This is a genomic window from Halogranum roseipondis, from assembly GCF_059695585.1.
In genome coordinates this window covers 336,952-356,479 of record NZ_CM185235.1, presented here as the reverse complement: position 1 = coordinate 356,479, position 19,528 = coordinate 336,952, and the positions used below count along the sequence as shown (strand labels likewise).

Here is a 19,528-nt window from a genome sequence, read left to right as displayed (position 1 = left end):
CGCCGGGTTATCGGTCGTCTCGCGGAGTCGACTCCGACTCGTCGTCGAGCGGTAAAAAGTCCGGTCGCTCCTCGCCCTCGAGTCGGACCGCGCGCAACCGGTTCCGATACTCCTCGGCGCGGAACCGGTCGGAGAGTCGTGCGTTCGCGACTGTCGCGAAGAGGAACAGGCCGACGAGGACGAACACGAACCCCACGGTCGGCGCGATGATGGAGGTGATGAGCTGGAATAACCACGCGCCGATCAACCCCACCCCAGCGAGGATCTGGATGGCTGCGACGGCCTGCAGCATGTTGTTGCCGAGTTGCCCGGTCCCTTCCGGGACGTCCTCCGGATCCGGCAACGAGACGTCCTCCGGCGGCTCTTGGACCTCGTACTCCTCCATCGAACAGAGCGCTACCGTCGGCTTCACGTCCCGGAGGACAGTTCCGCGTCCCTCGACGCTCCCGTCGGGGTAGACGACGGCGTACCCCTCGTCGGAGTAGGCGACGAGCACGTTCTCTCCGTCGCGGGTGTGACGCTCGACGACCGCGAAGACGTCGCGACGGGCGATCTGATTCTCGAGGTCCTTCTCGACCCGTTCGAGCAGCTCCTCGCCGACGACCCACGAGTCGGCGTCGAAGACGGCCTCCCACTCCTCGAGAGACATCTCCGCCATGTCGTCCGGTCCGAAATCGTCGAAGTCGTACTTCTCTTCGACCTGCGCGCGCAGCGCCGCCAACTCGGCGTCTTCGCTCGCACCGTCCGGCGACCGCTCCTCGTCGCCCGACTCGGTCGGTGCGGATGACGGGTCTGCCATTGGCTCTCCTTGGTGACGACGACAGTAAACGCTTTCCGACCGCGTCGCCCGCTGGTCCGGACAGAGTCGGGTCCTTTACCCCAACCCCCTCCCTAGGACGACCGATGGTAAGCGACACAGCCATCGCGACGGTGGCGACGCTGATGGTGACGGCGAGTTTCCCCTTCTATCTCTACGGAGCGTGGGTCATGATCGACGCCGAGACGGTGACCTGGGACGTCCTCGTCTACCACCTCAAGTTCATCGTCGTCGGCCTGACGCTCAACACGATCCCGGTGGTGACGTGGATGGTACCGCGGCTACTCGAACAGTTCAGTGGGCTCTCGGCGCTTCACGCGGTGCTCGGGTTGCAGGCGTACGCGATGCTCGTCTTCGCACTCACGGGGATCGTCCGCATCTTCCAGGCCAAACGCGCGGCCAACCTCTATCGAGACCCCGGTCAGGACGTCGACCTCGACGACCTCCACGAACATATGGGTGCGTGGCGGGGTCGCCTCCGTCTCGGCGTCGTCGGCTACGTCCTGTTCTGGATCGGCGCCTACCTGCTGGGTCTCTACCGCTATCTCACCGGTTACGTGCTCTGAAAAAGGTGATCGCCCGACGTCACGAGGGGAAGCTAGCTCTGGAACGGTTCGTCGTCGCGGTGGTTGTCGGGGTTCTCCTGTTTCTCCGCCTCCCACTCGCGTTCCTCCGAGCGCTCTTCGACCTCCTGCTCGCGACGCTCCTCTTCGGCCTCTTCGATCTCCTCCTCGCGCTCTTCGTCGGCCTCTTCTTTGCCCTCGGCGTCGTCGCCCTGCACGTCGAGGTCGGTGTCCTCTTCGAGGTCGATACCGTGCTCGTCTTTGGGCATACTGCCACGTTGGGCGCTCAGCCAAAAAGGGGTTCCGGCCGTTCCTCCCGGTGACGCTCTCCAGCGGTCGTCAGGTCCACGAGTCGCCGCTGGCGAGGTCGACCTCGTGGTCGAGCTTCGACGACGGACAGAGGTCCTCGAGCACGCAGTCCGGACAGTCGGGGTTGATCGCGGTACAGGTCGCTCGTCCGTGGCTGATGAAGAGGTGGGTGAACTGCTGCCAGTCGGCCTCGGGGACGACGGTCATCAGGTCCTGTTCGATCTTCTCCGGATACTCCTCCTCGGTGATGCCGAGTCGACGGGAGATGCGCTGGACGTGCGTGTCGACGACGATCCCCTCGACGACGTCGTGGGCGTGCTGGAGGACGACGTTCGCCGTCTTCCGACCGACGCCGGTCAGGTCGGTCAACGCTTCCATCGTGTCGGGAACCTCGCCGTCGTGTTCGTCGATGATAGTCCGACACGCCGACTGGATCCACTTCGATTTGTTGTTGTAGTAGGTGATCGAGGAGATGTCCTCGGCCAGTTCTTCCTGCGGGACGTTCACGTAGTCCTCCGGCGAGTGGTACTTCTCGAAGAGGTCGGCAGTCACCTTGTTCACGCGCTCGTCGGTGCACTGCGCGGAGAGCATCACCGCGACGAGGAGTTCGAGTCGGGACGAGAAGTTCAGCGAGATGGTCGTATCCGGATAGGCGTCGTAGAGCCGGTCGAGGACTTCGACCACCTGTTCTCCTCGTGTATCGAGTGGGGTTCCCATGACTACGTGGTCGGGGGTTGGTGTGTTGAGTGGTTCGGAGTCGGCACGAGAACGTGCTCGACGCCGTTCGATTTGGGTCGTCGCTCTCGAGAACGGTCTCTGATAGGGGTTATCGGAGGATCACGTAGACGTTCTCCAGGAGAATCGAACCCTGTGGGTCGCCGATGATTGCTGGTCTTCCGGTTGGCGACGATAACCTCTCTGAGTTGCCCGAGGCGTCGCACTGGTCGGCGTCCCGGGGTCGTTTGTGGTGAAAACAGTTAACGCGCCTCCGACGGACGCATCGAGTATGAGCCTTCGAGAGACTATCGACCACGACTCGTGGCGCACCGTCGCCGGAACCGGAGTCGGCTACGGACTGGTTCTCCTCGTGTTGTTCGTCGCACTGTTCGTCCTGCCGTACCTCGTCTTCGTCGCACTGGGCTGAGGAGAGATAGCGCGGTCGCTCTCGGAGCGTGAAAACGGAAAGAACGGTTGACGTCGCTTACGCGAACGCGCGGGAGGCGTCGGGGTCCTCGTCGGACTCGGCCTGGATCTTCTCCCAGGCGTCGACGAAGTCCTGCATGTAGATCTCCGTCCGGTCGTCGCGGATGGCGAACATCCCGGCTTCCGTACAGATCGCCTTGATCTCCGCACCCGACGCGTCGTCGGCGAGTGCGGCGAGTTCCGCGAAGTCGACGTCGTCGGCGACGTTCATGTTGCGGGTGTGGATCTGGAAGATGATCTCACGGCCCTCCTCGTTCGGCTTGGGCACCTCGATGAGGCGGTCGAAGCGTCCCGGCCGGAGGATCGCCTCGTCGAGCATGTCGAAGCGGTTGGTCGCGGCGATGATGCGGATCTCGCCACGCTCGTCGAAGCCGTCCATCTCGGCGAGCAGCTGCATCATCGTCCGCTGGACCTCGGCGTCGCCGGAGGTCTTCGAGTCGGTGCGCTTCGACGCGATGGCGTCGATCTCGTCGATGAAGAGCACTGCCGGCTCGTTCTCGCGGGCGACCTCGAAGAGGTCGCGGACGAGCTTCGCCCCTTCACCGATGAACTTGTGGACCAGCTCCGAGCCGGCCATCTTGATGAAGGTGGCGTCGGTCTGGTTGGCGACGGCCTTCGCGAGCATCGTCTTCCCGGTGCCCGGCGGGCCGTAGAGGAGGACGCCCGACGGCGGGTCGATGCCGACCTCGGAGAACATCTCGGGGCGGTCGAGCGGCATCTCGACCGTCTCGCGGATCTCCTGCATCTGTTCTTCCAGGCCACCGATGTCCTCGTACGTGACGTCGGGGCTGTGGTCGACCTGCATCACGCGGGCGCGGACGTCGGTCTCGTTGTCGAGCTTCTTGACGATAGACAGAGAGTTGTTCACCGCGACGCGGCAGTCGGGCTCGAGTTCCTCCCGCATCTCGTCCGTGACCTCCGTGAGGGCCTCCTGGTTGTTACCGTGCTGTTTGATGATGACCCCATCGTCCGAGATCTCCTGGACGGTCGCGACGAACAACGGCGACTGCTTGAGCTTCTTGTTCTCGTGGGTGAGCCGCTCAAGCTTCTGTTGGAACTTGTTGTTCTCCGCGTTAGCGTCGAGGAGTTTGTCGCGCATCTCCTCGTTTTGGGATTCCAGGATCTCCAGACGTTCCTGAAGGGCCTCGATCTTCTCCTGCTGCGACGTCGACTCTTCCTCGTAGGGCATATCGACGTCGTCCACAGTATCGCTCATCACGCTTTCTAAGGCACTGCCGGATAAGAGGCTTCGGGTCGGGGCCCAGCTCGCCGGTCGTCGTCACTGGAGTATGCTCAACAGTAATAGAGAGCGATAGAAATTATTATTATGCTGTATGCCTCAGAGTGAGCCAAGAATGAGTAGTTCCGAGGCAGTCGCTGCGGACGAGGTAGCGGATCGCTGGGAACCGGTGCGCGATCTCCCACCGAGTGCGAAACTGGTCGCGAAGGTACTCGACTACAACGACACGTTGACGCAGAGTCAGTTGAGCGAGGAGACGCTCCTCCCGTCGCGGACGGTCCGGTACGCGCTCACTCGGCTCGAGGAAGAGGACGTCGTCGAGTCACGCTTCTCCTTTTCGGACGCTCGTAAGCGACTCTACCGCCTGTCGCTCTAAGCGACGGGCCGGCGTCCGCGCCGCGTCGTTCGTGCCGGACAGTTCGTCAGGTACCCGTCGAGACCTCGCAAGGCCGTCGAGCCGAACGTTTATCATCGGATCCGCGACCAGCCACTGTCACCGATGGCCGACCCGACCGCGGTCAAGCGCGCCCTCCGAGCCCTCGCGTACGGTTCCGAGACGGAGCCGTCGTCGCACCGCCGCTGTATCGACCGTGCCGCGGACGCACTCGCGTCCGTCGACGACGCGGCAGCGTTCTGTACGTCGACCGGCGTGAGTCGGCTTCGGGCGGCGGTTCGACAGGCCGACGAACGGGGAGAGACGAGAGTCGCCGAGCGCGGCCACGAGGCGGTGGCGACGCTAGAGGCGTACCGACGCGCTGCCGCGGGAGAGCGACCGGACGACGAACACCACTTTCACTCCGGTCGCGGAACGCCTTTACCGGGTGCTGGCCAAGGAGGTGACAGATGACACGGGTGATACACACCGGCGACACCCACGTCGGGTATCAGCAGTACCACTCGCCGGAGCGGCGCCGAGACTTCCTCGACGCGTTCGAGCAGGTGGTGGAGGACGCCGTCGCGGCCGACGTCGACGCCGTCGTCCACGCGGGCGACCTCTTCCACGACCGTCGTCCCGACCTGCAGGACCTCCTCGGCACGCTCTCGGTGCTCCGAACGCTCGCCGATGCGGACATCCCCTTCCTCGCCGTGGTCGGCAACCACGAGTCGACTCGCGGCGGCCAGTGGCTCGACCTCTTCGAGAACCTCGGGTTGGCCGTCCGTCTCGGAGCGGAACCGTACGTCCTCGGCGACACGGCGTTCTACGGGTTGGACCACGTCCCCGAGTCGCGCCGCGACGAGTTGGAGTACCAGTTTGCCTCCCACGACGCCGACTTCGCGGCGCTCGTCAGTCACGGACTCTTTACTCCTTTCGCGCACGCGAACTGGGACACCGAGACGGTGCTGACCGAGTCGAACGTCGACTTCGACGCCGTCCTCCTCGGCGACAACCACGAGGCCGACGAGGCGCAGGTCGACGGAACGTGGGTCACCTACTGCGGGTCGACCGAGCGCGCGAGCGCGAGCGAAGAACTGGGACGCGGCTACAACGTCGTCGAGTTCGGCCCCGACGTAGACATCCGACGGCGGGCGCTGGAGACGCGTCCGTTCGCCTTCGTGAACGTCGACCTCGCCGAAGGGGAAGGGATCGAACGCGTGCGCGAACAGCTCCGTCAACACGATTTGACCGACGCCGTGGCGATCGTCGAAATCGCCGGTGAGGGTGACCCGGTGACGCCCGCGAGCGTCGAGGAGTTCGCCACCGACCGGGGGGCGCTCGTCGCCCGCGTGAAGGACCGCCGCGAACTCGAAGGGAGCGAGACGGAGCTGTCGGTGAGTTTCGCCGACCCCGACGACGCCGTCCGCGAGCGGATCTCCGAGCTCGGTCTCTCGCAGGCCGCACTCGACGTCGACGAGACCATCCGTGCGAGCAAGACCCCCGACAGCAAGGTTCGGGAGGAAGTGAGATCCCGCGTAGAGGCGCTCGTCGAGGACGAAGGCGCGTTCACACGGACGTCCGACGCCGACGACAGCAGTTCCGCCCCCGACGACTCCATCGTCGACGACGCCGACAGCGACGACGCCGACGTCGACAGCAGTTCCGACCCCGACGACGCAGACGTCGACAGCGACGACGACACTGTCGAGTCTGTCACCGACGACGAGGACGGGGCCAGCGGCGTCGACGACGACCCCGAAGACGGACCGAACGACGGCACAGGCGAGACGACGAGCGACGGCCAGATCTCAATGGAGGACTATCTGTGAGGTTCGACCGCATCCGCCTCGAGAACTTCAAACCGTACGCCGACGCCGACCTCCGACTCGACGACGGCGTGACGGTCATCCACGGGTTGAACGGGAGCGGGAAGTCCTCGCTCCTGGACGCCTGTTTCTTCGCCCTCTACGGCGCGAAGGCGCTCGACGAGACGCTCGACGACGTCGTCACTAACGGTGAGGAAGACGCCGAGATCGAACTCTGGTTCACCCACGACGGTGTCTCCTATCACGTCGAGCGGCGACTCCGGTCGTCCGGCGAACGGACCCTGACGGCCAAATGCGTCCTCGACGGTCCCGACGTCACGGTCGACGGCTCTCGAGACGTTCGACGGTTCGTCACCGACCTCCTGCGGATGGATGCGGAAGCGTTCGTCAACTGCGCGTACGTCCGACAGGGCGAGGTGAACAAGCTCATCAACGCGACGCCTCGGCAGCGACAGGATATGATCGACGACCTCCTCCAGTTGGGCAAGTTAGAGGAGTACCGCGAACGGGCGGGAAAGGCCCGACTCGGCGTCGAAGACGTCTTAGAGAACAAACGCGGTGCGCTCGGCGAACTCGACGCCCAGATTCAGGAGCGGGAGGACCAGAACCTCCACGAACGGCTCAACGAGTTGGAGAGCGAGCTCAAGAACGTCGACGACGACCTCGAACGCTACCGCGAGAACAGAGACCGAGCCCGACAGAGTCGCGACGACGCACAGGAGACGCTCGACAGCTACGAGGAGAAGCGCGAGCGACTCGAGGCGTTGGCCGAGGAGATCGACGCGTTGGAGTCGAAGATCTCCGAGACGGAGCGCGAACGCGACAGTCTCCGTGACCAGATTCGCGAGACGCGCGACCGGAAAGACGAACTCGAATCGACGGTCTCGGCGGTGCTCGCGCAGACGACGCTGGAGACGGCAACGGAGACGGCCATCGAGACCCGACTCGACGACCTCGACGAGCGCGAGTCTGGGCTCTCCGACGAACTGAACGAGGCGCAGATGCAGGCACAGGCGCTCGACAACCAGTCGACGAACCTCGGCGACAAGGCCGACGACCGCCAGTCGCGCGCAGACGACAAGCGGGAACGGGCCGACGAACTCGACGCCGAAGTCGAACGCGCGACCGAGGACCTCGACGACCTCCGCGCGAAACTCGACGGGATGGACGACGAGATCGAGTCGCTCGAAGAGCGGTTCGACGAGGCCGAGGTGGACGTCGCCGTCGGCGACGCGTCGACGCATCTCGCGGAGCTACGCGAGGAACGGTCGTCGCTGCGCGACGACGTCGAGGAGGTGCGGACGGAGCTTCGAACCGTCCGGAACCGCGTCGAGGAGGCCGAACGCCTCCTCGAGGAGGGGAAATGTCCCGAGTGTGGCCAGCCAGTCGACGAGTCGCCCCACGTCGACACGATCGACGAGGACCGCGCCCGCGTCGCAGAGCTGGAAGCCGAGCTCGCCGATCTACAGGAGGAGCGCGAGTCGCTGGCGACGGCGATCGACCGCGCGGAGGAGCTCGTCGACACCGAATCAGAGATCGAGTCGCTCCGAACGAACCGAACGAACGTCGAGCAACTCCTCGAACAGAAGGCCGAGACGCTCGAGGAGAAGCGCACAGAGGCCGAGACGCTCCGCGAGGAGGCCGAGGAGTTGGCGACGCAGGCAGAGAACACCCGCGACGTCGCCGAACAGAAAGCGACGGAGGCAGAAGACGCCCGTGAGACGGTCGCAGAACTCGAATCGCGACTCGAAACCGTCGAGACGAAACGCGAGAACGTCGAACGCCTCGCAGATCTCGGCGAACAGATCGAAGACGCCGAGTCGACGGCCGAACGCCTCCGTGAGAAGCGGACCGACCTCGCCGATCTGAACGACGAGCGTCGGGAGCATCTCGCCGACAAGCGCTCACAGCGCGACGAGCTGCAAGCGGCGGTCGACGACGACCAGCTCGAACAGGCCCGCTCGCAGAAGCAGAACGCGGTCGACTACCTCGAGAAAGTCGAAGCCGAACTCGAGCGCCTGACCGAGCGGCGCGACGAACTTCAGAACGCTATCGGGAGCGTGAGCAACGCTATCGAGCAGTTAGAGCAACTCCGCGAGCAGCGCGCGGCGGTCGCCGAGCGCGTGACTGCGCTCGAATCGCTGCACGAAGAGACCGAGGAGTTGGAGGGGCTGTACGGCGACCTGCGCGCGGACCTGCGGCAGCGCAACGTCGAGAGCCTCGAACGGATGCTCAACGAGACGTTCGACCTCGTCTACGGCAACGACGCCTACTCGACCATCCGACTCGACGGCGAGTACGAACTCACCGTCTTCCAGAAGGACGGGCAGGCGCTCGACCCCGAACAGCTCTCGGGCGGCGAGCGGGCGCTGTTCAACCTGAGCCTCCGCTGTGCCATCTACCGGTTGCTGGCGGAGGGGATCGAGGGGACCGCACCGCTTCCCCCGCTCATCCTCGACGAACCGACCGTGTTTCTCGACTCGGGGCACGTCTCCCGACTCGTCGACCTCGTCGAGGAGATGCGCTCGCTCGGCGTCCGACAGATCATCATCGTCAGCCACGACGACGAACTCGTCGGCGCGGCCGACGATCTGGTGACCGTCGAGAAGAACAGCACCACCAACCGTTCGACCGTCGAGCGGGAGGACGCGACATCGCTGGCGGCAGTCGAGTCGCTGGCGAGTCCCGACGACTGAGACTGCCCTGACCGGACGTCGGCGTCAGTCCCGAAGCGCGCCGACGCCGTCTCTGGCGAGGTTGGTCGCGTCGTATCCCCGTTCGCCGAAGACGGTCGCCTCCTCGACGAGACCGGCGGCGCGGAACTCGGTTAGCAGTCCGTGGAGATCCGACTCACAGAGGTCGTAGCTGTCCAACAGGTCGACGATGGGGACCGGCCCGCGGTCGGCGAGTTCGACGAGGAGCCCGAGCGCTCGTTCGTTCGGGACGGCGGTGAGCAGGCGACGGACGGCCGGGTCGACGCCCGCGGCGGCGGTGACGAGCGGCGACTCGCCGTCGACGAGGTCGAGTTCGTCGTTGTCGACGTACCGTTCCTCGCCCGTCTCGGGGTCTCGGACGCGACTGGCGTCGCTCGACTGCTTGACGAGGAGGAGCCGTCTGCCGGCGGCGTCGCGGACGGTGCGCATAGACGGGTCGAGGGTCGTCGGCGGGTTAGGGGTTGCGTTCGGGGGCGACGTCCGACTCCGTCGCCGTCTCGGTGTCGACGCGTTCGCCGTCGCGAGATGCGTCGGCGGCGGGGCCGTCTCCGTCGCTGTCACGGTCGGAGCCGCCGTCGTCGCGGTCGGCCTCACCGTCGTCACCCTCGTCGCTGCCGTCGTTCTCTCCCCGTTCGGCGGAGCGTTTGAACTGCCGGTAGAGGTGGTACGTCCGGCCGAGTGCGAGCGTCCCCCCGGCGACGAGTCCGAGGCCGATCAGCCACTCGCCGCGGAAGAAGATGAGCATCGGCCCGAGACTCAGTGCGAAGACGGCGAGGTTGACGAGCACGACGCTCGCCCAGAACGGGCCGGAGACGGCGCTGTCGACGGCGGCGGCCGAGAGTTCCGGCTCCGAGGGTTCCGGGATGGTGATCCGCTCGACGAGTTCCGTCTCCGGATCCCCCCACCGGGCTTCCGGATCGGCTTCGGGGTCCCCCCACCGATCCTCCGGGTCGAACTCGTCGGGTTCGTCGGGCCACGGGTCGGTCGGCACGGCTAGTCGGACGCGACAGGTGAGGAAAAGAATTCGGCTTCTCGCCGCTCAGGCGACCTCTTCGAGGAGGACCGTCGCCGACGCCTGGAGCCACGCGAGCGGGTTCTCCGAGTCGTAGAAGACGACGCCGTTGTCGGTGTCGTACGTCTCGATTGTCTCGACCCCGTCAGTCTCTACTTCTGGATGCGAGGCATCCGGACTGTCCCACTGCTCGTCGTTGGCGTGGTCGGACATGGTGTGGACTGTGGTATGCCATATCATGGTATAGGTCTTGTGGATGCGGTCAACCTGCGCACTACCGCAAGACGCCGTTGTCCTGCGTGCCGATGACGAGCGCGTTCTCGACGAGTCGACCGTGGCCTCGCCGCAGTCGTTCCGAGAGCGCCTGGTGGGAGATACCGAGTTCGTCGGCGACCTCCGTGAGCGTCGCGCCTCGCGGCACCTCGTAGTAGCCCTGTTCGGACGCCGTGATCAACGACTCGAGTTGGTTGGCCGTGAGTCCGAACTGTCCGCTCCGGCGCTGGTCCAGTTCGTAGATACTCGTCACCTCCACCGAGACCCCCGTCTGCTCGCAGAAGTCGTACGAGCGCGACAGCGAGTCGCGGTCGGGAAACAGCACTCTGAGAAGCCATCTGTCGCTTTCGCCGAACGCCGTCAACACGGTCGCGTGCTCCTCGCTGAGGACGTGCACGAGGAAGTCGATCGCTTCGATCCAGTCCATCCGGTAGAGCCACTCGCCGTCGAGGTCGGTCAGCAGTTCGACCTGATCGACGCTCGGGTCGTCTCGGAGCGCCTCGTCGAGTGCGTCGCGGCCGCTCTCGTCGGCGGTGACCCACGTGAACGGGAGCAGTCGGTCGCGGTCGTAGGCAGCGACCCGCTCGACCTCGAACTCCGCGTCGGGGACGGCGTCGAACGTCGCCGAGAGCGCGAACTCTGCGGCGGGTATCTGCAGTTCGGCTATCGTACTCATCTCCTACCCGGGGAAACTGCGTCCACGGGTATAGCCGCTGTGGCGACCCACCCGTCGTGCAGCAACCGTTGTTATCGTTCGCGCTCGCCCCGTCGCCACCGACACCGCGGGGGTTTTTAGGTACGCAGGCGAACCACCAGCAACATGAAACAGAGCGGACTCGTGGACTTCGAGGGGGGTGACGACGACGAGGACCGACCCAGCGCGGAGGCTGCTGCCGTCGCGGGCAACGGCGGACAGGCCGTCAGCGACGTCGTCGACACCGCCGACATGAAGTTCCCCGACGCCGAGGGGAGCGTCGACATCTCCGTCACCCAGGTGGACTACACCATCGAAGGGTCGGGTGCCGACGAGTACCCCGTCGTCCACCTCTTCGGACGGACCACGGACAACGAGACCGAACACGTCCGCGTGCTCGGCTTTCGACCGTACTTCTACGCGCCGACCGACTCGCTGACCGACGAGAAACTCGACCGCGACACGATCACCGGCACCGAGGAGGGGTTCGAGAGTATCCGCGGCGACGAGTTGACGAAGATCTTCGGCCGGACGCCCCGGGACGTCGGGCAGATGCGAGACGAGTTCGACCACTACGAGGCCGACATCCTCTTTCCCAACCGCTTTCTCATCGACAAGGACATCGGCAGCGGCGTCCGCGTCGCCGAACGCCGGCTCGACGACGGGACGCTACAGGTCCCCCACACCGAGGTCGAACCGGTCGACGTCGACGCCGACCTCCGGGTCAACGTCTTCGACATCGAGGTCGACGACCGAAACGGGTTCCCCGAGGAGGGCGAGGAGCCGATCGTCTGTCTCACCAGCTACGACTCCTACCGCGACGAGTACGTCGCGTGGCACTACGTCGCTCCCGACGGCGAGGGGAAGCGTCCCGACGCGCTGCCCGACTACGACCCGCTCCGCGAGGGCCCCGACGTCGACGTGCGGACATTCGACGCCGAAGACGAGATGCTCGACGCGTTCGTCGCGTACGTCGAGGAGACCGACCCGGACGTCCTGAGCGGCTGGAACTTCGAGGACTTCGACGCGCCGTACTTCCTCGACCGGCTCGACGTGCTGAACCCGACGAGCGACTACGACCTCTCGGCCGACCGGCTCTCACGCGTCGACGAAGTGTGGCGCAGCGGGTGGGGCGGTCCCGACATCAAGGGCCGCGTCGTCTTCGACCTGCTGTACGCCTACAAGCGGACGCAGTTCACCGAACTGGAGTCGTACCGCCTCGACGCCGTCGGCGAACTCGAACTCGACGTCGGCAAGGAGCGCTACTCGGGCGACATCGGCGACCTCTGGGAGCAGAACCCCGAGCGGTTGCTGGAGTACAACCTCCGCGACGTCGAACTCTGCGTCGAGATCGACCGGAAGCAGGAGGTCGTCCCCTTCTGGGACGAGGTGCGGACGTTCGTCGGCTGTCTGCTCGAAGACGCGCCGACGCCGGGCGACGCCGTCGACATCTACGTCCTGCACAAGGTCCACGGGAACTTCGCGCTCCCCTCGAAGGGACAGGCGGAGTCCGAGGACTACGAAGGTGGGGCCGTCTTCGACCCCATCACGGGCGTCAAGGAGAACGTCACCGTCCTCGACCTGAAGTCGCTGTACCCGATGTGTATGGTGACGACGAACGCGAGTCCGGAGACGAAGGTCGACCCCGAGACGTACGACGGCGAGACGTTCCGTGCACCCAACGGGACGCACTTCCGGAAGGAACCGGACGGCATCATCCGGTCGATGGTCGACGAGCTGCTCACCGAACGCGAGGAGAAGAAGGCGCTCCGGAACGAACACGACCCCGGTAGCTCCGCGTACGAGCAGTTCGACCGACAGCAGGGAGCTGTCAAGGTTATCATGAACTCGCTATACGGGGTCTTGGGCTGGGACCGGTTCCGCCTCTACGACAAGGAGATGGGAGCGGCCGTAACCGCCACAGGGAGAGAGGTGATCAATTTCACCGAGAAGGCGGCCAACGAGATCGGGTACGAGGTAGCCTACGGAGATACGGATTCAGTCATGTTGGAACTTGGACAAGAAGTGTCCAAGGAGCAGGCTATCGAGCAGTCGTTCGAGATTGAGGAACACATCAACGCCGCGTACGACGACTTCGCGCGCGAGGAGCTCGGGGCCGACGAGCACCGCTTCCAGATCGAGTTCGAGAAGCTCTACCGGCGGTTCTTCCAAGCGGGCAAGAAGAAGCGCTACGCCGGCCACATCGTCTGGAAGGAAGGAAAAGAGGTCGACGACGTCGACATCACCGGGTTCGAGTACAAACGCTCGGACATCGCCCCAATCACGAAGGAGGTTCAGAAAGACGTCCTGGAGATGATCGTCCACGGGGAGGACACCGACGTCGTGAAAGACTACGTCCACGACGTCATCACCGACTTCCTCGAGGGGAACATGGCGTACGACCGCATCGGTATCCCCGGTGGCATCGGCAAGCGGTTGGAGAACTACGACACCGACACGGCGCAGGTCCGCGGCGCGAAGTACGCGAACCTCATGCTCGGCACCAACTTCCAACGCGGGTCGAAGCCGAAGCGACTGTACCTGAAGAAGGTCCACCCCTCCTTCTTCCGTCGGATGGAGTCCGAAGCGGGGCTCGACCCCCAGCACGACTATCTGTACGCCGAGTTCAAGCGGAACCCGGACGTCATCTGTTTCGAGTACGCAGATCAGATCCCCGACGAGTTCGAGGTCGACTGGGACAAGATGCTCGACAAGACGCTGAAAGGCCCCATCGAACGCGTCATCGAGGCGTTGGGCGTGTCGTGGGACGAGGTGAAGTCCGGACAGGAGCAGACGGGACTCGGGAGCTTCATGTAGCGGTCGGCGAGTGACCGGAGGTCGTTCACGCCGAGTACGACGAGTGGAGAATCTGACCGACGCCGACAGACGCTTTTCACATTCAGAAAATAAATTTCCCCACCAAAAAACTCGGAGGGGGTGAATGCGTAAGCATTATGGGTGGCACTCCCCACCTTTCGCACACGAGGAAACGAACCAACAATGGCAACACTCGAAATCAAAAACCTCCACGCAGAGGTCGCAGAGGAGGACGGTGAACAGATTCTCCGGGGCGTCGATCTGACGGTTCGTTCCGGCGAGATCCACGCTCTCATGGGTCCCAACGGGTCCGGAAAGTCGACGACGTCGAAGGTCATCGCCGGCCACCCGGCGTACAGAGTTACCGAGGGAGAGGTTCTTCTCCGGCTCGAAGACGGCGACTTCGGCGACGACTTCGACATCCCCGAGGACAAACTGACGTGGGACCTCCTCGAACTCGAACCCAACGAGCGGGCCGCACTGGGTATCTTCCTCGCCTTCCAGTACCCCGCCGAGATCGAGGGCGTCACCATGACCAACTTCCTGCGGACGGCGCTCAACGCCAAACTCGAGGAGCGCGAAGAGCTCTTCGAGGACGACGAGGGCGACGAGACCGAGGAAGAAGAGGAGTCGGGGTACGACACCTCCCCGATGGAGGGCAACGTCGACGAGGGCGAAGTCGGCGTCGCCGAGTTCCAGCAGATCCTCAAGGAGAAGATGGAGCTGCTCGACATGGACGAGAAGTTCGCTCAGCGCTACCTGAACGCTGGCTTCTCCGGCGGGGAGAAGAAGCAGAACGAGGTGCTGCAGGCAGCCATCCTCGAACCGTCCATCGCGGTGCTCGACGAGATCGACTCCGGGCTGGACATCGACCGGCTGCAGGACGTCTCGAACGGGATCAACGCGCTGCGCGACGAACAGGGAACGGGTATCCTCCAGATCACCCACTACCAGCGGATCCTCGACTACGTCGAACCCGACCACGTCCACATCATGCTCGACGGCAAGGTCGTCAAGAGCGGTGACGCCAGCCTCGCCGAGGAGCTCGAGGACAAGGGGTACGACTGGGTCCGTCAGGAAGTTTACGAGACAGCGTAATACGTCTGCAACCACGAACACAACATATGAGCTCAGATCAAGACCACCTCAAAGAGACCGACACGGAAGCTCGCTTCGAGTTCAAGAAGGAGCAGAAGTCGTCGTTCCAGGCCGACAAAGGCCTCACCGAAGAGACCATTCGGGTCATCTCCGAGGACAAGGACGAACCCGAGTGGATGCTCCAGCGTCGCCTGCGCGCGCTGAAGCAGTTCCAGAAGATGCCGATGCCGACCGACTGGCCCGGCCAGCCGGACCTGTCGGAGGTCGACGTCAACGAGATCGTCCCGTACATCCGACCCGACGTCGAGACCCGCGGCGGCGTCGACGACTGGACCGACCTGCCGGACGACATCAAGGACACGTTCGACAAACTCGGCATCCCGGAAGCCGAGAAGAACGCGCTCTCTGGTGTCGGCGCGCAGTACGAGTCGGAAGTCGTCTACCAGAACATGCAGGAGCGCTGGGAGGAGAAGGGCGTCGTCTTCATGAACATGGACCAGGCGGTCCAGGAGCACGAAGACATCGTCAAGGAGTACTTCATGACGAAGTGCGTCCCCCCGAGCGACAACAAGTTCGCCGCGCTTCACGGCGCCATCTGGTCCGGCGGGTCGTTCGTCTACGTCCCCGAAGACACGACGGTCGACATGCCCGTCCAGGCGTACTTCCGGATGAACTCCGAGGGGATGGGCCAGTTCGAGCACACGCTCATCGTCGCCGAGAAGGGCAGCGAAGTCCACTACATCGAGGGCTGCAGCGCGCCGAAGTACTCGGCGTTCAACCTGCACTCCGGCGGTGTCGAGGTCTTCGTGGGTGAGGACGCTCACGTCCAGTACTCCACGGTGCAAAACTGGTCGAAGAACACCTACAACCTCAACACCAAGCGCGCCATCGTCGAGAAGGGCGGCCGCATGGAGTGGATCTCCGGCAGCATGGGCTCGAAAGCGACCATGCTCTACCCGGCCTCGATCCTGAAGGGCCGCGGTGCCTCGGACAACCACATCACCATCGCCTTCGCGGGCGAGGGCCAGAACATCGACACCGGCGCGAAGGTCTACCACAACGCGCCGGAGACGAAGTCGACCATCGAGTCCAAGAGTATCAGCAAGGACGGCGGTCGGACGAACTACCGCGGGCTCGTCCACATCGCCAACGGCGCGAAGAACTCCTCGACCTCCGTCGAGTGTGACGCGCTCATGTTCGACAACGAGTCCACGTCGGACACGATGCCGTACATGGAGATCAACGAGTCCACCGTCGACGTCGCCCACGAGGCAACTGTGGGTAAGATCGGCGACGAGGACGTCTTCTACCTCCAGAGCCGGGGCCTCGACGACGACGACGCCAAGCAGATGATCGTCTCTGGCTTCATCGAGCCGATCACGGAAGAGCTGCCGATCGAGTACGCGGTCGAACTCAACCGCCTCGTCGAACTCGAGATGGAGGGGAGCCTCGGGTAACATGTCGAGCAAGGCACTTCCCGCGGACCTTTCCGAGGAGACCGTCCGCACGATCTCCGAGGAGCGAGACGAACCCGAGTGGCTCCTCGAGGCTCGACTCGAGGCGCTCGACTCACTCGACGACCTCGAGCTGCCGGACGTCATCCAGACGCCCGGTCGTCGATGGACGAACCTCGAAGCGCTCGACTTCGAGGAGCTCGTCGACCCGCTGAACGCGGCCGACACCACGGAGCGTGTCACCGCCGAGGGTATCGAGGTGCTCTCGTTCACCGAGGCGCTCGACAGCCACGAGGAGGTCGTCGAGGAGGCGTTCGGTTCGACCATCGCCCCCGACACGAACTACCTGACTGCGCTGTCGGCAGCGTTGTTCACCACCGGTACGCTGATCTACGTCCCCGAGGACGTCGACGCCGAGGACGTGAAGATCCGCGCCGAGATGAACTCGAAGTCGCTGTTCAGCCACACGCTCGTCGTCACCGAGGAGTCGTCGTCGGTGACGATCCTCGAAGCGATCGAGAGCGGCGAGAGCGACGTCGAGGGCGAGCGGTACTTCTCGAACCTCGTCGAGATCGTCGCGGGCGAGAACTCCTACGTCCAGTACGGATCGCTGCAGAATCTGGACGAGGACACGTACACGTACACGCTAAAGCGTGGCGACGCCGGCGTCTACTCGACGATCAACTGGATCGAGGGGAACCTCGGTTCGCGGCTCACCCGCAGCGACATCGAGACGGAACTCAACGGCGACTCCTCGGAGACGAAGATCGTCGGGGCGTTCTTCGGTCACGACGACCAGCATCTCGACGTCAACGCGCGCGTCTGGCACAAGGCCGAGCACACGACGGCCGACCTCGTCACCCGCGGCGTCCTCGACGACGAGGCACGCTCGGTGTACGAGGGTGTCCAGGACGTCGGTCGCGACGCCTGGGACACGAACTCCTACCAGCGCGAGAACACGCTGATGCTCTCCGACCAGTCTGAGGCAGACGCCTCCCCGAAGCTCATCATCAACAACCACGACACCGAAGCCTCCCACGCGGCGACGGTCGGACAGGTCGACGAGGAGGACCTGTTCTACATGAAGTCGCGCTCCATCCCACAGGAGCAGGCGCGTAACATGCTCGTGGAGGGCTTCTTCGTCCCCGTCCTCGAGGAGATCGAGGTCGACGAGTTCCGCGAGGATCTACAGGAACTCATCGCTGCGCGTCTGCACTGAGACGCGCGCTCTGCGGTTCGGTTTCTCTCTCTTTCGGTCGTCGGGAGCGACTGCTCGGTCCAAACCGAGTCACGCGTCAGCAGGTCGCAGCCACGACTTCGGAGTACGCGCCGTCGTGTTCGACGACCGTCGGCGCACTCCACCGGTCGGGGAGCGTCTCGAGTTCTACTCTCCCGTTCGCCAGCAGTCGGTCGAACTCGTCTCGGCGTGCGTCGGTGAGATTCTCGTAGGTGACGACGCGGTCGGACTGCTCGACGTCTGTCTCGGTGACGGTGTCGACCGAGAGGTAGTACGGGCAGTCGGCGTACGAGGTTGTCGCGCCGGTCGTCGTCTGAGTTGGTGTCGACGTCGTCTGAGCTGGTGTCGACGTTGTCGTCGGCGTGGGGCCGTCGCCGGCAGGTGCACCGCCGAGACAGCCGCTCGTGACGACGAGGAGAGCGAGGAAGGTGATCGTACTGCGGGAACCCATAGCCGAACCTGGACAGCGGAGTCGCAAATGCTTTGTCCAGGAGCCGGTGGCTGGTGGCTGTGTGTTCCTGACCCGACACTGCCCCGCGAGCGACCGAAGGGAACGAGCGGGCCGACGACTGAACGGAGCGAAGCGAAGTGAACGAGGAGTGCGTTTGATCCATCTTTTGCTCTGCGCTCGCTACGCTCGTTCGGCAAAAGGTGGAGGTGTTAAGTCGGTGCCACCCAGACGATGGTGTATGAACGAGGTATCGCGCTCGAACCAGAGGTGTCTCGCGTGAGCGTCGGCAACCAGGTCACCTCCGACCACCAACTCGCTCGCCTGCTCCAGATCGGCATCGTGCTGGAGGAGGTCGTCGAGGCGCGCGCCTACCACCACTACCAGTCGCTCGCCGAGGAGGACCGCCACCTCGACGAGGAGTTAGAGGGTCTGCTCGAACACGCCGCCGAGGAGTCCGCCGACCACCGCAAGCGCCTGGAGCGGGTCATCGATGACCTCGACGCCGAGAGCATCCCGTTCGAGGACATCGAGACGCTGGTCGAAGCGAAGTACGGAAAGACCAAACCGGAGGACTTCGACGGCGTCCTCTACGACCAACTGTGCAACGAGGAGACGGCCTACAAGTTCTACGACGACCTCATCGACGGGATCGAGTCGAGCGAGGCTGAGTTCTCCATCGACCGCGAGCAGCTGCTCACCGTCCTCCGTGAGATTCGAGAGGAGGAGGCGCAGGGCGTCGAAGAGGTGACGAAGATCATGGAGACGCGGGAATGAGCGAGGTGAACCAATGAACACGGCAGATCAGTACGTCAAGGCGATCTACCTCCTCCAGCAGATGGAGGACGGACCGGCATCGACAGGTGCGCTCGCGGATATGCTCGACGTGAGTCCGGCGAGCGCCAACGAAATGATCGGTAAACTCGAATCGCGCGGACTCGCCGAGCACGAGAAGTACAAGGGCGTCACCCTGAGCGACGAGGGGATCGTCCGTGCGCGTGACGCGCTCCAGACGTACTGCATCATCGAACGGTTCCTCGCGAACGTGCTGGACGTCGAGGAGTTCCGTGCGGAGGCGCGCGAGCTCGAGAGCGTCATCGACGACACGGTCGCCGAGCGACTCGACACGATCATCGACCGCAACGCCGAGTGTCCGGACTGCTTCGACCCCGAAACCGACGCCTGTGAGTATCTGGAACTGGAGAGCGAGAAACCCGCGGACTGACGCGTTCGGTCGAATCCCCGCATGATTATATGAGTGGACTGTGAGGCACTGTCTATGAGTGGGACGAAACAGCGATTCAGCCGTCTCAGACGATTCATGGGGCTCTCCCACGACGAACTGCCGGCGTACCGTTGTCACGGCTGCGGTACCGCGTTCGAACTCCAGTATCACGTGTGCCCCGACTGCGGGGGCTACTCCGTCGAACCCGTCCGCGAGTAGCAC

22 protein-coding genes are annotated in these 19,528 nt (G+C 64.3%); 13 read left to right on the top strand and 9 right to left on the bottom strand.

The window, feature by feature from the left end; translation table 11 throughout:
- Positions 1 to 7: 7 nt before the first annotated feature.
- Positions 8 to 799 carry a DUF7319 domain-containing protein gene (locus tag EOHIBHHM_RS01980; protein WP_497254112.1) on the bottom strand — a complete coding sequence of 264 codons (792 nt, stop codon included), beginning with the start codon at positions 797 to 799 and terminating at the stop codon, positions 8 to 10.
- Between the two features lie 104 nt (positions 800 to 903).
- Here EOHIBHHM_RS01980 and EOHIBHHM_RS01975 point away from each other — a divergent pair, with 104 nt between their 5' ends.
- Positions 904 to 1,383 (top strand): DUF7321 family protein, encoded by a 480-nt coding sequence (locus EOHIBHHM_RS01975; protein WP_497254110.1) that lies wholly within the window; start codon positions 904 to 906, stop codon positions 1,381 to 1,383.
- A 32-nt stretch (positions 1,384 to 1,415) separates the two neighbouring features.
- Here EOHIBHHM_RS01975 and EOHIBHHM_RS01970 read toward each other — a convergent pair whose 3' ends face one another.
- A complete protein-coding gene (locus tag EOHIBHHM_RS01970) occupies positions 1,416 to 1,649 on the bottom strand; it encodes a hypothetical protein (protein WP_497254108.1) in 234 nt (77 codons plus the stop codon).
- 70 nt (positions 1,650 to 1,719) lie between these two features.
- On the bottom strand, positions 1,720 to 2,406 hold the full coding sequence (gene nth, locus EOHIBHHM_RS01965) for an endonuclease III (RefSeq protein WP_497254106.1): 687 nt from the start codon (positions 2,404 to 2,406) through the stop codon (positions 1,720 to 1,722).
- 289 nt (positions 2,407 to 2,695) lie between these two features.
- On the opposite strand from nth, the gene EOHIBHHM_RS01960 reads away from it, so the two are divergent.
- Positions 2,696 to 2,833, top strand: coding sequence for a hypothetical protein (locus tag EOHIBHHM_RS01960; RefSeq protein ID WP_497254104.1), 138 nt, complete (start codon positions 2,696 to 2,698; stop codon positions 2,831 to 2,833).
- 57 nt (positions 2,834 to 2,890) lie between these two features.
- Here EOHIBHHM_RS01960 and pan1 read toward each other — a convergent pair whose 3' ends face one another.
- On the bottom strand, positions 2,891 to 4,108 hold the full coding sequence (pan1, locus tag EOHIBHHM_RS01955; protein ID WP_497254102.1) for a proteasome-activating nucleotidase Pan1: 1,218 nt from the start codon (positions 4,106 to 4,108) through the stop codon (positions 2,891 to 2,893).
- Between the two features lie 139 nt (positions 4,109 to 4,247).
- Here pan1 and EOHIBHHM_RS01950 point away from each other — a divergent pair, with 139 nt between their 5' ends.
- From EOHIBHHM_RS01950 to rad50, 4 genes are all read left to right on the top strand, one after another.
- Entirely contained in the window at positions 4,248 to 4,508 is a 261-nt protein-coding gene (locus tag EOHIBHHM_RS01950; RefSeq protein WP_089821311.1) for a MarR family transcriptional regulator, read from the top strand.
- Positions 4,509 to 4,631: 123 nt separating this feature from the next.
- Positions 4,632 to 4,979, top strand: a complete 348-nt coding sequence (locus EOHIBHHM_RS01945; RefSeq protein WP_497254099.1) for a DUF7966 family protein — start codon at positions 4,632 to 4,634, stop codon at positions 4,977 to 4,979.
- Entirely contained in the window at positions 4,976 to 6,337 is a 1,362-nt protein-coding gene (gene mre11, locus EOHIBHHM_RS01940) for a DNA double-strand break repair protein Mre11 (RefSeq protein WP_497254097.1), read from the top strand. Before EOHIBHHM_RS01945 ends, mre11 begins: the two co-directional genes overlap by 4 nt.
- A complete protein-coding gene (gene rad50 / locus EOHIBHHM_RS01935) occupies positions 6,334 to 9,030 on the top strand; it encodes a DNA double-strand break repair ATPase Rad50 (RefSeq protein WP_497254095.1) in 2,697 nt (898 codons plus the stop codon). Before mre11 ends, rad50 begins: the two co-directional genes overlap by 4 nt.
- 24 nt (positions 9,031 to 9,054) lie before the next feature.
- Here rad50 and EOHIBHHM_RS01930 read toward each other — a convergent pair whose 3' ends face one another.
- The 4 genes from EOHIBHHM_RS01930 to EOHIBHHM_RS01915 all read right to left on the bottom strand — a co-directional run bounded on the left by EOHIBHHM_RS01930 (position 9,055) and on the right by EOHIBHHM_RS01915 (position 11,009).
- On the bottom strand, positions 9,055 to 9,477 hold the full coding sequence (locus EOHIBHHM_RS01930) for a DUF7346 family protein (RefSeq protein WP_497254093.1): 423 nt from the start codon (positions 9,475 to 9,477) through the stop codon (positions 9,055 to 9,057).
- A 25-nt stretch (positions 9,478 to 9,502) separates the two neighbouring features.
- Positions 9,503 to 10,039 (bottom strand): DUF7322 domain-containing protein, encoded by a 537-nt coding sequence (locus EOHIBHHM_RS01925; protein WP_497254091.1) that lies wholly within the window; start codon positions 10,037 to 10,039, stop codon positions 9,503 to 9,505.
- A gap of 48 nt (positions 10,040 to 10,087) precedes the next feature.
- Complete coding sequence (locus tag EOHIBHHM_RS01920) at positions 10,088 to 10,273, bottom strand: DUF7331 family protein (RefSeq protein ID WP_497254089.1); 186 nt, start codon at positions 10,271 to 10,273, stop codon at positions 10,088 to 10,090.
- A gap of 61 nt (positions 10,274 to 10,334) precedes the next feature.
- A complete protein-coding gene (locus tag EOHIBHHM_RS01915; RefSeq protein ID WP_497254087.1) occupies positions 10,335 to 11,009 on the bottom strand; it encodes a helix-turn-helix domain-containing protein in 675 nt (224 codons plus the stop codon).
- Positions 11,010 to 11,153: 144 nt separating this feature from the next.
- Between EOHIBHHM_RS01915 and EOHIBHHM_RS01910 the strand changes: the two genes are divergently transcribed.
- The 4 genes from EOHIBHHM_RS01910 to sufD all read left to right on the top strand — a co-directional run bounded on the left by EOHIBHHM_RS01910 (position 11,154) and on the right by sufD (position 17,615).
- A complete protein-coding gene (locus EOHIBHHM_RS01910) occupies positions 11,154 to 13,844 on the top strand; it encodes a DNA-directed DNA polymerase (protein WP_497254085.1) in 2,691 nt (896 codons plus the stop codon).
- A gap of 183 nt (positions 13,845 to 14,027) precedes the next feature.
- Positions 14,028 to 14,942 (top strand): ABC transporter ATP-binding protein, encoded by a 915-nt coding sequence (locus tag EOHIBHHM_RS01905; RefSeq protein ID WP_497254083.1) that lies wholly within the window; start codon positions 14,028 to 14,030, stop codon positions 14,940 to 14,942.
- 26 nt (positions 14,943 to 14,968) lie between these two features.
- Entirely contained in the window at positions 14,969 to 16,399 is a 1,431-nt protein-coding gene (sufB, locus tag EOHIBHHM_RS01900) for a Fe-S cluster assembly protein SufB (RefSeq protein WP_497254081.1), read from the top strand.
- Position 16,400: 1 nt separating this feature from the next.
- On the top strand, positions 16,401 to 17,615 hold the full coding sequence (sufD, locus tag EOHIBHHM_RS01895; RefSeq protein WP_497254079.1) for a Fe-S cluster assembly protein SufD: 1,215 nt from the start codon (positions 16,401 to 16,403) through the stop codon (positions 17,613 to 17,615).
- Positions 17,616 to 17,691: 76 nt separating this feature from the next.
- On the opposite strand, the gene EOHIBHHM_RS01890 is transcribed toward sufD, so the two are convergent.
- Positions 17,692 to 18,084 (bottom strand): DUF7979 domain-containing protein, encoded by a 393-nt coding sequence (locus EOHIBHHM_RS01890; protein WP_497254077.1) that lies wholly within the window; start codon positions 18,082 to 18,084, stop codon positions 17,692 to 17,694.
- 276 nt (positions 18,085 to 18,360) lie between these two features.
- Between EOHIBHHM_RS01890 and EOHIBHHM_RS01885 the strand changes: the two genes are divergently transcribed.
- The 3 genes from EOHIBHHM_RS01885 to EOHIBHHM_RS01875 are packed head-to-tail and all read left to right on the top strand — an operon-like array spanning position 18,361 to position 19,525.
- Positions 18,361 to 18,858 carry a ferritin-like domain-containing protein gene (locus tag EOHIBHHM_RS01885; RefSeq protein ID WP_497256880.1) on the top strand — a complete coding sequence of 166 codons (498 nt, stop codon included), beginning with the start codon at positions 18,361 to 18,363 and terminating at the stop codon, positions 18,856 to 18,858.
- Between the two features lie 13 nt (positions 18,859 to 18,871).
- Positions 18,872 to 19,306, top strand: a complete 435-nt coding sequence (locus EOHIBHHM_RS01880) for a metal-dependent transcriptional regulator (RefSeq protein WP_497254075.1) — start codon at positions 18,872 to 18,874, stop codon at positions 19,304 to 19,306.
- Between the two features lie 54 nt (positions 19,307 to 19,360).
- The gene (locus tag EOHIBHHM_RS01875) at positions 19,361 to 19,525 is read left to right on the top strand and encodes a hypothetical protein (RefSeq protein WP_497254073.1); all 165 of its coding nucleotides are present in this window, start codon (positions 19,361 to 19,363) and stop codon (positions 19,523 to 19,525) included.
- Positions 19,526 to 19,528 lie beyond the last annotated feature (3 nt).

Bases quoted from the DNA above. Each gene is read 5' to 3' on its own strand.
- EOHIBHHM_RS01875 (WP_497254073.1), top strand. From the start codon at position 19,361: ATGAGTGGGACGAAACAGCGATTCAGCCGTCTCAGACGATTCATGGGG.
- sufD (WP_497254079.1), top strand. From the start codon at position 16,401: ATGTCGAGCAAGGCACTTCCCGCGGACCTTTCCGAGGAGACCGTCCGC.
- EOHIBHHM_RS01905 (WP_497254083.1), top strand. From the start codon at position 14,028: ATGGCAACACTCGAAATCAAAAACCTCCACGCAGAGGTCGCAGAGGAG.
- mre11 (WP_497254097.1), top strand. From the start codon at position 4,976: ATGACACGGGTGATACACACCGGCGACACCCACGTCGGGTATCAGCAG.
- EOHIBHHM_RS01890 (WP_497254077.1), bottom strand. From the start codon at position 18,084: ATGGGTTCCCGCAGTACGATCACCTTCCTCGCTCTCCTCGTCGTCACG.
- EOHIBHHM_RS01915 (WP_497254087.1), bottom strand. From the start codon at position 11,009: ATGAGTACGATAGCCGAACTGCAGATACCCGCCGCAGAGTTCGCGCTC.
- EOHIBHHM_RS01980 (WP_497254112.1), bottom strand. From the start codon at position 799: ATGGCAGACCCGTCATCCGCACCGACCGAGTCGGGCGACGAGGAGCGG.
- EOHIBHHM_RS01975 (WP_497254110.1), top strand. From the start codon at position 904: ATGGTAAGCGACACAGCCATCGCGACGGTGGCGACGCTGATGGTGACG.
- EOHIBHHM_RS01930 (WP_497254093.1), bottom strand. From the start codon at position 9,477: ATGCGCACCGTCCGCGACGCCGCCGGCAGACGGCTCCTCCTCGTCAAG.
- EOHIBHHM_RS01960 (WP_497254104.1), top strand. From the start codon at position 2,696: ATGAGCCTTCGAGAGACTATCGACCACGACTCGTGGCGCACCGTCGCC.
- pan1 (WP_497254102.1), bottom strand. From the start codon at position 4,108: ATGAGCGATACTGTGGACGACGTCGATATGCCCTACGAGGAAGAGTCG.
- EOHIBHHM_RS01920 (WP_497254089.1), bottom strand. From the start codon at position 10,273: ATGTCCGACCACGCCAACGACGAGCAGTGGGACAGTCCGGATGCCTCG.
- EOHIBHHM_RS01970 (WP_497254108.1), bottom strand. From the start codon at position 1,649: ATGCCCAAAGACGAGCACGGTATCGACCTCGAAGAGGACACCGACCTC.
- EOHIBHHM_RS01950 (WP_089821311.1), top strand. From the start codon at position 4,248: ATGAGTAGTTCCGAGGCAGTCGCTGCGGACGAGGTAGCGGATCGCTGG.
- nth (WP_497254106.1), bottom strand. From the start codon at position 2,406: ATGGGAACCCCACTCGATACACGAGGAGAACAGGTGGTCGAAGTCCTC.
- EOHIBHHM_RS01910 (WP_497254085.1), top strand. From the start codon at position 11,154: ATGAAACAGAGCGGACTCGTGGACTTCGAGGGGGGTGACGACGACGAG.
- sufB (WP_497254081.1), top strand. From the start codon at position 14,969: ATGAGCTCAGATCAAGACCACCTCAAAGAGACCGACACGGAAGCTCGC.
- EOHIBHHM_RS01880 (WP_497254075.1), top strand. From the start codon at position 18,872: ATGAACACGGCAGATCAGTACGTCAAGGCGATCTACCTCCTCCAGCAG.
- EOHIBHHM_RS01945 (WP_497254099.1), top strand. From the start codon at position 4,632: ATGGCCGACCCGACCGCGGTCAAGCGCGCCCTCCGAGCCCTCGCGTAC.